A 12,223-nucleotide genomic window follows, 5' to 3' on the forward strand; every position below is an offset into this window, starting at 1 on the left:
ACTCATCGAAGTCTCTGATAACCCCTAAATTATAAAGTATCCCCTAATAAAATGAACATAACAATACGTAATTTTATTTTTAAATTTGTTGTTCCTGTTCTCATTTTACTGATTTTTTTATATCCAGAATACTACCTCCGCAAACATACAAACGTGTTTATGGTAGATTCAGGTCATTTTTCCCGGAATGCATTACTCAGCACCTTTTTTCTGCCACTTATCTTTCTCAGCCTTAACCGCTGGATTGGGGCAATTACTATCACCTGCTACACAGGATTTCTTTTATTTTTTGTCAAAGTTGCTAAACAAATTGGTCACATTGCCGCAGACAATGTTGAAGCAATTATGGGAACAAATTCAGCCGAGGCCATTTCCATAGTAGCAGAGAATATTCCTGCCTGCATTTTACTCATTTGCATCTTGATTGCTTGTTTTTGCCTCGCCTTAAAACTCTGTCATTTTCGGCCTATCATTTTAAGTATTAGTCTTTCCTGCGTTCTTATCCCTTGGCTTTACCACTGGCACTATACAGCCATTGCTTGGACATCATCTAACCCTAATAATGATTCCACTTTTAATAACCCTGAAGGCCGAACCCACATGTTTTTTGAAACCTATCCTGGGGTTCCTGGCATACTTATTTATGGCGGATATGAACTCTTATTTTACAAAGATGCCCCAAGTACCCCCCATACAAAACAAGACGAAATGATCCTTTCTATGGGGAATGATAAGGCAAAAAATATTATCATTGTTATCGGAGAATCTGCTACCGCTTATAGACATGGGTATCTAAATCATCACCTTCAAACGACGCCATTTGCTTCTCAACTAATCGCAGAAAAAAAAGCCTGTACTATTGAAAAAGCACATTCTGTTGCGCCGCTAACCAATCTAGTGCTTCCCCGAATTTTATCTTTTCAATCTGTGGATCATCCAGAAAAACTCTACGACCGTAAGAACTTAATCGAACTTGCTTCTCAAGCAGGTTACAAAACCTACTGGATTGGCAATCAAACAGGAAAAGGCCCATTTTCAAATCGTTATGGCTATCTTTCCCGCTATACAGATCTTACGCTTCGTCCCGACTACTTAAAAATCTCCTCAAAGGAAAACTTTTCAACAAAAGAAATTAAAGCTTTTCATGCAAAAATACCTGTTGGAGGCTCTGACGATTTTGATTTACTAAAACCTTTGAAAATTATCCTTGAACAAGACTCTTCTGAACAAAAATTTATTATTCTCCATTTATGGGGAAGCCATACAGGCTATTCTGATAAATCGGATAAAATTGACCGCCAGGCCTTACCAAACAGTGATGCCTATGACCGATCTATCCACCATACAGATCGCCTATTAGAACAAATAATTAAACTGGCAAATAACAATTTAAATCAGAAATATCTCCTGTTTTATACTTCAGATCATGGCGAAGATGTCCCAAGACAAGGACATGGAATTTGGGATGGCGATTGGAAACAATATGAAATTCCAATGCTGCTCACATGGGGAGAAGCAGAAACAGAGAATGGCCTAAAATATTGTAAGCGCATTAATAAAATGCGTGCGCCTACTGGTTATTTTTCACAAACAATGGATAAAATCTTTTTGTCAGAAATGATGGGATACAAAATAAATCCTGAAACCGTTAGATTGATTACCTCAAATGACCGTATTCTGCACGTTGATGGTGAAATTTATCTTTACCCAAATGTCCGAACTTACTGGGGGGCGGGAGAGATTGTCCCTAAAAATACCTCACTGCCCTAAATTCCCTTTGTAATTAGGCATCAGCGATATCATTATGTAAAGCACAAGAGATTTTCTTTTTGAACTTTAAAAGAAAATAGAGTATCGAATAACTCTAAATATAGTAGCAATTCAAAAGATACACACGTCTAAAAACAAGTACGTCCTGATAAGATTGGTTTTTCATAAAACCATCGTAATTTGCAACGAAAGAAACTTACAAACATGCTTACAAAGACTGTAGAAAATCTCCAACCTCCTAATTTCAAAAAACTTTCTCCCTTCACTCAACAGTTTCTTGTACGCTTTCTCGTTTTTTCTTTGATATTCGGGCTTTTCCTTTATCCCGTTATTCATGCTAATTTTCACTATAATGATGACTGGTACCATATTGGCACAGACATAGATGCCATGCGGGATGGCAGGCCTCTTCAACAGCTTGCCCTCAATCTTTTCTCCGCTTTTTCACTTAGAGATGTTGCGCCTATTTTTCAAATCGCAGCGGCTCTCTTTGCCGCAGCTGGGGCTGCACTTGCAAGCATGGCGCTTGATTACTCCATCCTCACGGGCGCGCTGGCGCTTTCTTTTTTGTTTTGCAATGAACTCTTTTTAGAAAATCTTTCCTACCGCTTTGAAGCCATTGGTATGGGACTAGCAATGGGTCTAACCCTTGCCGCATTCTACGTTCCGATTGCCCTTCAAAAAAAATCTCCGTTCATTCAACGGGGTGGCGAGATTCTTGTTCTGATCCTCGCATTTACAAGCTATCCACCTGTGGTGAATATTTACGGTGGACTGGCATGCCTCATGGCCATCATGGCTGTTATTAACAGAGCCGAGATAAAAGACATTTGGAAGCCTTTTATCGCACGAATGATCTCCTTTGCGCTCTCTGTTCTTATTTACCGCATCATTGTGCTCATTGTTCCACCTTTCCACGATGTTTATGCAGCAACACATGTTGGTCTTGCCTCTTCTCCACATGAAGTTGTTTTTAACTATCAAGCCTTTTTCTATTATTTCCGTTTACTGGTCATGCCGTCGGAAGATCAGAATTTCTACGGCTATAACCTCTTTCTTTTTATTCTTCTTGTTGCGGCCTCTATTGTCCTTACCTATCATCTTTATCTAATCCTGAAAGACAAACACGCCGCTGTAAAAATCCTTTCCGTTTTCATCTTTATTAGTGGAATTTTCGTATTTTTTGCAGGGCCAATGTTTTTATTGGCTGCGCCAGTTTTCACACCACGCACAATGTGCGGTATTCCAGTTATCTTAACAGCCGCTGTTACCATTCTGCTTAACTTCCGCTTAAAGGGTATCTACAAAGCCTCTATTGCTTACTGCTCTTACCTCTTATTCGGTTCTTTTATTGCCTCATGTGCTTATGGTAACGCCAGCAATGCCCTCGAAACCTATCGCTTATCACTTGATACTATGATGAGAGATGATCTAACCAGCTTTTACTATTCTCCTCTCGAAGAGAAATTAGAAAAAGAAGGTTTTTACCTCAAATTTATTATGGTTGGGAACAGAGGCCGCTTTCGTCCAGATATTGTCAGATTTACCCAAGAGAGATTTCCCGTTTTTAAAGAAATCTTTATTCAAAAAACGACATGGTTCAGTGTCTTCCCTGCAATGGGTTTTGACATCATGCGCATGAACTACATCGGTGGTGGAGGCTTAAATTATGGATCTCCTGCCTTTCCTTGGCCTTTCTGGGATTTGAATCCAGACACATTCCTTGTTCAAAGAATTGTTGAAGAAAAAATTCAGAACTGTGATGTCACAGATATTAAAAAACATGCGCCATTCTACACTTATCGAATTGGCTCTAACATTATCTTTGACTATGACCAGCGTTGCTCTGAATCTTCAAAAAAAGTTCAAATAAAAGAAGCTAAACTTCAGCAAAATCCTGAAGAGGATAGAGCGCACAGAGAATTTTTAAGAAATATTCTTGCTGGTGCAAAAGACCACTTCTTAATCTTTGATGTCTTTTCCCCTGAAGAAAGAGCAAAGTGTATAAAATCTGCTCACATAAACTCTTTAGATAATTGGAAGTGGATGGGACTGTTGGATGATGAAGAATTTCATATAACAGACTTTACACCTGGCCGTCTTGCTGTTCCTGTTGATTTTAGAGATGGTTTTGACACCTGCCAAGCAACTGAAGTAGCGGATATGATTACGCGGCACTCAATATAAGAAATCATTATTTCGCTACACTTAAAACTCAAGAACAGCAGATTTAGAGAAATCTTTATCTGCTGTTTTTTTAATCAAAATCTACGCTTCTTTGATAGATATACTAATCGTTAAAACGATCCAATACTGCTAAAGTAATCTCAAATAAACTTAAGATTTTCACGAAATAAAATCGGAGATAATATTATAAACAACCAAACTAAAGCTATCCTGCCCAAAGGAAAATTATCGATAGATATAATATGGTGATACCTACAAGCCTATAGCTTGAAGACTTTCTAATTCACCTCTCCATCTCCAAATGATATGAAGCCACAGAAAAAGTCTTAGATAATCCATTCAACCACTATCTCAGATAGATATCTTTTCAAATAGATAAAAAAGAGCTACCCGAAACACATTCGAGTAGCTGCTCTAAATTTACTGAATGACAGATTAAATATTAAATTAACCTGCATCTGGAAAATAACTGCTTAAAAACATAATTCCAGCCACACTGCCAGCATATAACAAGATAATAAAAAGGAGTGGTTTATCCTTTAAAATATCTCTCGCAGTGTCCTCTCCCCCTTTCTCCATATAAAGGATAAAAATATACCGAAACAAACCAAATGTTGCCAAAGGCAATGTATAAATTAAAAGATCTGTATGGTGGCGTCTAACGGTATCAGGAGAGATCGTCCAAAGACCATATGTCATCAAAGTTGCAGCTGAGGTGACAGAAATAAAAACAGAGAGAAGCGGAAGTTTATATTCTTTTAAAGTCGCACGGGTATTGATATTGTTTTTTTGTCCGTTTGCTTCTGCCCAACGTTTGGAAAACCCTAAAAACAGTGTCAAAAAGAAAGTACAGACCAAGATAAGTCCTGAAACAGGCAAACCAATACCAAGCGCACCTGCTAGCATTCTAAGTAAAAAGCCAAAAGAGATGCAAAACACATCAACAACAGGCGTATGTTTAAAATATTTCATGTATAAAATATTATTAAACACATAGATCAACAAGAAAAGATCAACCCATCTTCCAGCCCAAAACCCCAAAGCCAAAGAAGAAACAAACAAGAAAATGGCAAGAAGTGCAGCTTCGAAGGGTGTTACACGGCCTGAAGCAATCGGACGCATGCATTTTCGTGGATGTTGCCGATCTGCGGCAACGTCTAAAAGATCATTGATACAATAAATGGCGCTCGAACAAAAACTAAATGCAAAAAAGACGATAAGCGCCTTACAGAAAACCGTTAAATCCCATGGACATAAAAGAAATGCCGCAAAAACAATGACACTCTTGAGCCACTGATGTGGACGACAAAGCTTTAGCATACTTTTGATTTTAATCATGGGGTCTCTTCTAGACTTTAATTCAAATGGGATATGATTGATTTAATTTTACAATACTTGCAGAGCATTATGCCACCTCAGCAGGTCGCTTAAAGCGTCTTATAAAAACCACTCCAACCCAATCAGTTCTGCCTACGAAAATATATTGATTGATCATGAAATTTCCTCCTCATTAGCGGAAGATGGGGCTTTTAAATCCTGCCCTAAAAGAGCCAAAACAGCCAAAATAACCGTTGCACCTAAAATAACTGCATGAACTAAAAAGGCATAGGCTGTTGAGGCATCTCGCGAATTACCAATCAGTTTCATCGCTTCTTCAGCAAAAAAATCGAATGTTCCCAAACCCGCTGGCGCACCTGGCAATGCTGTTGACAATGTTGCCAAAGGCATCGCAACCATCGCTCCCAAAGGTCTATGAAGTGAAGAGATTCCCATAGCAACAAAAACAAAGGTCATCCATTCAAAAATCCACGTTATTGCGGATAAAACCATAACCTTGGTCATCACCAAAGGACGCGCTAAAAAATCAAGCGCCATAAAAACATGCCCTGCAATAGTCAATAATTTTTCTGAAAGTTTCACAGGAAAAGGACTTAGAACTTTCTCAGCGCAATACATAACTGGACGGCGAAGCCATCTTGCGCAAAATAAGAAAGTAATTGCAATCGCACCAATGAGGAAAATCATGCTGCCGCCGATATGGAAGGCCTCTGCATGCCCTACCTCTGGAACAGCAAAAAGTGCAAAACCGCCTAAAAGAACAATAAAAACAAGATCACACATTTTTTCAATGAGAATACTTGTCATCAAAGCACCAACAGGCACATTTAAGTGGCGGGCAAAGAATGTTCCTCTGAAAAAGTCCCCTAAACGGAAAGGCAAGACAACATTTCCTGCAAGACCAATGATAAAAATGCGCCAACTGGCAAGCAATGAAATTTTAGGATTAATAGGCTTTAAAATTTGACGCCAACGCTCTGCGCGCACAACAAACGAAATAACAATGGCAGTGAGAGATAAAGAAAGCCAGTAGGTATCCACCTTCTTTATTTCAGACCACACTTTGGAAATATCTAAGTGATGACACAATATCGCTAAAAAAGTAGCACCAATTAAAATACCCAAAGTAAGTTTAAAAATTTGTTTCTTCATTTGCACTTTTTACTAATAAAACAGCCACAAAAAACGACTTCAAAAAGTCGCTTTTCTCTTCTCTTTCAGAACTTTTAAACGGCCTCTAAAAAATAGCCAAAATCATTCGCTTTATAGCAAAAATAAGCCTCGCCAACCTATCTTTTCTCTCTAAAAAACAAGAAAAAAATATTTCTCTGGTAAAAAAAACACACACAAAGAAGACGAAGTTTTTCTCCGTCTTCTCCTGAAAACACATAAAATATTATGCAGGTTTGGTGATTAACGGACGTGTCAGCGCCGTATAAAGACCTTTTTTACCATAAACATCTTGAGCCCAATTACGCCCTTTTGAGACATCAATCATTCTGCCACCATTTTTTGCCGACTCATAAAGCGCCATAATGATTTGGACGTCTCTTCGGCCTTCTTCCCCAGTGCTGGCAGACCTAACTTTATTGTAGATTGCAAGGGGAAGCGCATCAAGCTGACTTGAAAACTGATCTAATGCTGATTTTGTAAACATTGGCTGTTCCCAGGTATGCGTATCCCCTGAAAGGGAAAGATTCACATGGTTATTCCAATAACTTGTTGCTGGATCAACCGAAAAAGTCCCCTTTTCTCCCGCAAGGGAAAAACGTGACGTTGTATATGTAGAGAAAGAAGCCCCCCCTTGAGCAACCAAGCCAGAAGCATAATGCATCGTCCATGAAATCGTATCCTCCACTTGGGAAAACACTTTACTTGGGTTGGGCGTTATATAAGCAGAAACAGAAATCGGGTCTTCATTTGAGAGATAACGTGCGCCATTAACACCATAAATCCCAAGATCCATCAAAGAGCCTCCGCCTGCGAGCTTTCTTGTAAAGCGCCATTGCTGAGCAACATCATCTGGACGTGCCACATCGTTATTTTGTGTTGAAATCATACGGGATTTGCCAATAATTCCTTGATCCAGCATTCCCACCATATGGCGCGTCAAAGCATCATAATGACAACGATATCCAATCGTTAGATATTTTCCTGCCTTTTTCGAGGCTTCGATCATTTTTGTGCATTCCTCGACACTGACTGCCATTGGCTTTTCACACATGACATGCTTCCCAGCACGGAAAGCACGCAACGTCATTTCACAATGCAAAGAATTGGGCAGAATAATATAAACAGCATCTACCTCTGGATTATTCTTAATTGCATCAAAATTATCGTAATTATAGATATTCTTGTGATCTAAACCATAAGTATCCGCAATGCGTGCCGCCTTTTTGGGATCTCCGCTCACAAGTGCCGCAACACGACAATATTGTGATTCCGCAAAGGCTGGAAGAATTTGATTAATCGCGTATTTTCCTAAACCAATAATCGCATAGCCAAACTTACGATTACCTGTCATACCTCCCTCTGGCAAGGGACGCAGCAATTCGGGGTAAGGACGTGGGGCTAAATGAGAGGAAAGATCTGGCCAAAGAGGATGGAGCGTAGATTTCGCTGCCGCTTGAGCTTTTGAAACCATTAATCCTGCAGCGCCAACGCCACCCATCATCATAAAAGCTTTACGGCGATTCATATTCGTCATGTTATATCCTCAACTATCTAATTTATGGAAGATAGAGAAGATGTTGCACCATGCTAGAAAGGGCACATTCCCTATAATCCTGTTGCGGATTATTTTATAATGAGGGGCTTTTTATAAAACAATTAAAAAGGCCAGATTATAGCAAAAAATGGCTTTATAGCTTGAATCTAAATCTAAGTTTTAACGCTAATTGAGTGATTTCTTTCCCGTTATCTCAAAAGCAAAGTCCCCTTTTCAAAAGGGATTTTTAAAGCGTTTTTTTTTCTAAAAAAATTAAAATTTTTTTTAAATAAACCTCATTTTATCCCTTGAATCTAGGCGCAAAAATCGCTTGAGGTCGAGTATGATACTGCAAACATTTTCAATATAATTTTCAATATAAGCAAAATGTTAAGCCTAGCGATTAAAGAATATTTCATGATCCTATATATCATTATTTTTTTCATTCTAAGTCATCATTTTCGTCCCGTAAAAAAATGGTTATTTTTCTTAGGTTTTACACTTCTAATCTATCCTTTAATCGTAATTGCATGTTGTTACGTACAATCTCTAGCTTTAGATACGGATGCTTATGCATCCACTGGAGGTATTGCTGGCAATACTGGGGAGATATTAGGAAAGACTTTAATTTTTCTTCCCATCTTAATCTTAATTGATGCTGTAAAGATCCTTTATAAACCCTTTAAAAACTATTTTTTAAAATAGACTTGGAGCTCATCAAAAATGAAAAAATGGTATGATTCAACAACAAGAAGTCAAAAGGTATTTCTTTATTTTTTATCTATTTGTTTAATACCTATTTGGGGCTTAGGAATATTGCCATTAAGTATTTTGATCTATTGCGCTTTAGGATCTTCCAAATTTAAGTGAATCTTCCCAAATCTTTTTCCTATCTTAAAAGAAATCTAAGAGCGATAGACAAGTTAAAGAAAAGCAAAACTAAAAATAGAAAAGAAGAAGATCGCATAAAGAGTCAATTATAAAAGGAAAGAGGAGAACAGTCTAAACAAGTTCATTCATTTGTGCAAAATCTCTTCTATCTGAAGGATTAATTGCGGTACGGGATTGTTTTTTCAATCTTGAATAAATCCCAGCTTCCTTTTTCTTGTTACTTTTCCCAATAGTCTTCCAAACTCTTTGAGTGAGCAGACAAGAACTAAAGGTCTACTTGTGCTAGCTCCCCCTTAATTCTTTTTTTGCAAAGCAAACCCCCCACTTGCGTTAATTGAGTGGGGGGTTTGTTTTAAGAGATGTGCCTTAGTAGCGGGGGGCGACCTACTTTTCCGCGTCTTGAGACGAAGTATCATTGGCGCTGAGGGGTTTAACCATCGAGTTCGGGATGGGATCGGGTTTGGGACCCTCGCCATAACCCCCCGCCGCTGAGGCACATCTGATAGGGATTGTTATAGAAGAGAAGTAAGATTGAAGAAGTTATTAAGAGATGCGTTTGGTTTGTATTGAATACAAAGCTGGAGAGGTCTGGGGGATTAGTATCTGTAAGCTTCATCCATTGCTGGACTTTCACACCAGACCTATTAACGTTGTGGTCTTCAACGCCCCAAAAAGACCTTATCTTAAGGCTGGTTTCCCGCTTAGATGCTTTCAGCGGTTATCCATTCCGAACTTGGCTACCCAGCCATGCCACTGGCGTGACAACTGGTGCACCAGAGGTTCGTTCATTCCGGTCCTCTCGTACTAGGAACAAATCCTTTCAAGTCTTAACGCCCACGGCAGATAGGGACCGAACTGTCTCACGACGTTCTAAACCCAGCTCACGTACCACTTTAATCGGCGAACAGCCGAACCCTTGGGACCTGCTTCAGCCCCGGGATGTGATGAGCCGACATCGAGGTGCCAAACCTCCCCGTCGATGTGAACTCTTGGGGGAGATCAGCCTGTTATCCCTAGAGTACCTTTTATCCGTTGAGCGATGGCCCTTCCACAAGGAACCACCGGATCACTATGGCCGACTTTCGTCTCTGCTCGAGCTGTCACTCTCACAGTCAGGCAGGCTTATGCCATTGCACTCAAAATCCGATTTCCAACCGGACTGAGCCTACCATCGCGCGCCTCCGTTACATTTTGGGAGGCGACCGCCCCAGTCAAACTGCCCACCATGCAGGGTCCTGGCCCGTGCTAAACAGGCTCAGTTAGACAACAGAAACATTCAGGGTGGTATTTCAACAGTGACTCCCTTAAAGCTGGCGCCCTAAGTTCATTGTCTCCCACCTATCCTACACAAAATCTTCCTGGTGCCACTGCAAAGCTGCAGTAAAGGTTCATAGGGTCTTTCCGTCTGACCGCGGGTACCCCGCATCTTCACGGGGAATTCAATTTCGCTGAGTCGATGCTGGAGACAGCGGGGAAGTCGTTACGCCATTCGTGCAGGTCGGAACTTACCCGACAAGGAATTTCGCTACCTTAGGACCGTTATAGTTACGGCCGCCGTTTACCGGGGCTTCAATTCAATGCGCTAACATCTCCTCTTAACCTTCCGGCACCGGGCAGGCGTCAGGCCCTATACGTCATTTCTCAATTTCGCAGAGCCCTGTGTTTTTACTAAACAGTCGCTACCCCCTGGTCTGTGCCACCACCTTAAGGTTTCCCTTAAAATGGCCTTGCTTCTTCCGAAGTTACGCAAGCATTTTGCCTAGTTCCTTCAGCATCGTTCTCTCAAGCGCCTTGGTATGCTCTACCTGTCCACCTGTGTCGGTTTAGAGTACGGTCTATACGCTAGAGCTATTTCCTGGAATCCTCAAAAAGCCTATTCAATCCATTAAGAATAAACAACATTTCAGATCCGTCACTTCTAGCAGGCTCAGGAATATTAACCTGATTCCCATCGATTACGGCTTTCGCCCTCACCTTAGGGGCCGGCTCACCCTGCGCGGATTAACCTGGCGCAGGAAACCTTGGACTTTCGGCGAAAGTGTCTCTCACACTTTTTATCGCTACTCATGTCAGCATTCGCACTTCCAATACCTCCAATAGATCTCACAATCTACCTTCATCAGCCTATGGAACGCTCCGCTACCACGTATATGACCATGATAAATCATATACATCCGCGTCTTCGGTACACAACTTTAGCCCCGTTACATTTTCGGCGCAGGAACTCTTATTTAGACCAGTGAGCTATTACGCTTTCTTTAAAGGATGGCTGCTTCTAAGCCAACCTCCTGGCTGTCCTGGAGTTCCCACTTCCTTTCACACTTAGTTGCGATTTGGGGACCTTAGACGGCGGTCAGGGCTGTTTCCCTCTCCACAATGGACCTTAGCACCCACTGTGTGTCTGCTATGCTCTACTTAAAGGCATTCGAAGTTTGATTGAGTTTGGTAAGACGGTGAGTCCCCCTAGCTCATTCAGTGCTCTACCTCCTCTAGTAATACATAACGCTCTACCTCAATAGATTTCGCGGAGAACCAGCTATCTCCGGGTTTGATTGGCCTTTCACCCCTAGCCACAGTTCATCCCCGTCTTTTTCAACAGACGTGGGTTCGGTCCTCCAGAATATTTTACTATCCCTTCAACCTGACCATGGCTAGATCACCCGGTTTCGGGTCTTCTATCCGTAACTATACGCCCTATTCAGACTCGCTTTCGCTACGCCTACACCTATCGGCTTAAGCTCGCTACGATCAGAAACTCGCTGACCCATTATACAAAAGGTACGCCGTCACAGCATTAAGCCGCTCCGACTGCTTGTAAGCAACCAGTTTCAGGTCTCTTTCACTCCCCTCATCGGGGTGCTTTTCACCTTTCCCTCACGGTACTTGTTCACTATCGGTCATCAGGTAGTATTTAGGCTTGGAAGGCGGTCCTCCCATCTTCAACCAGGGTTACACGTGTCCCGGCCTACTCGTATCTCATTTAAAACTTAACATCTACAGGGCTTTCACCTTCTAAGGCAGAGCTTCCCAGCTCTTTCAATTTCATTTTAAACAAGCATTGGCCTACTCCACTTTCGCTCGCCACTACTCGCAGAATCTCTTTTGATGTCTTTTCCTCCGGGTACTTAGATGTTTCAGTTCCCCGGGTTCGCCTCACATACCTATGAATTCAGTATGTGATCCTCTTATCGAGGGGGTTGCCCCATTCGGATATTCACGGATCAAAGTCTGCTCACAACTCCCCGTAACTTTTCGCAGCGTGCCACGTCCTTCTTCGCCTCCTGATGCCAAGGCATCCACCGATTGCTCTTAGCCTCTCCAGCTTAGTAT

5 protein-coding genes and 2 rRNA genes are annotated in these 12,223 nt (G+C 41.1%); 2 read left to right on the forward strand and 5 right to left on the reverse strand.

The genetic code is table 11. The features are described 5' to 3' along the window. Positions 1–51 precede the first annotated feature (51 nt). Both FAI40_01865 and FAI40_01870 read left to right on the forward strand, forming a co-directional pair. The gene (locus tag FAI40_01865; protein QCE34184.1) at positions 52–1,770 is read left to right on the forward strand and encodes a phosphoethanolamine transferase; all 1,719 of its coding nucleotides are present in this window, start codon (positions 52–54) and stop codon (positions 1,768–1,770) included. A gap of 204 nt (positions 1,771–1,974) precedes the next feature. Continuing rightward, positions 1,975–3,957, forward strand: a complete 1,983-nt coding sequence (locus FAI40_01870) for a hypothetical protein (protein QCE34185.1) — start codon at positions 1,975–1,977, stop codon at positions 3,955–3,957. Positions 3,958–4,404: 447 nt separating this feature from the next. On the opposite strand, the gene FAI40_01875 is transcribed toward FAI40_01870, so the two are convergent. The 5 genes from FAI40_01875 to FAI40_01895 form a co-directional block, all read right to left on the reverse strand. Next, positions 4,405–5,295: a decaprenyl-phosphate phosphoribosyltransferase gene (locus FAI40_01875; GenBank protein ID QCE34186.1), complete on the reverse strand. Its 891-nt coding sequence runs from the start codon at positions 5,293–5,295 to the stop codon at positions 4,405–4,407. A gap of 153 nt (positions 5,296–5,448) precedes the next feature. Beyond that, on the reverse strand, positions 5,449–6,447 hold the full coding sequence (locus FAI40_01880; protein QCE34187.1) for a flippase-like domain-containing protein: 999 nt from the start codon (positions 6,445–6,447) through the stop codon (positions 5,449–5,451). Between the two features lie 244 nt (positions 6,448–6,691). Further along, positions 6,692–8,002 (reverse strand): Gfo/Idh/MocA family oxidoreductase, encoded by a 1,311-nt coding sequence (locus tag FAI40_01885; protein QCE34188.1) that lies wholly within the window; start codon positions 8,000–8,002, stop codon positions 6,692–6,694. Between the two features lie 1,262 nt (positions 8,003–9,264). Continuing rightward, a 5S ribosomal RNA gene (gene rrf / locus FAI40_01890) occupies positions 9,265–9,379 on the reverse strand. A 103-nt stretch (positions 9,380–9,482) separates the two neighbouring features. After that, positions 9,483–12,211 (reverse strand): 23S ribosomal RNA (locus FAI40_01895). Between the last annotated feature and the right edge of the window lie 12 nt (positions 12,212–12,223).

It is taken from the genome of Acetobacteraceae bacterium (genome assembly GCA_004843345.1).
Lineage (GTDB): Bacteria > Pseudomonadota > Alphaproteobacteria > Acetobacterales > Acetobacteraceae.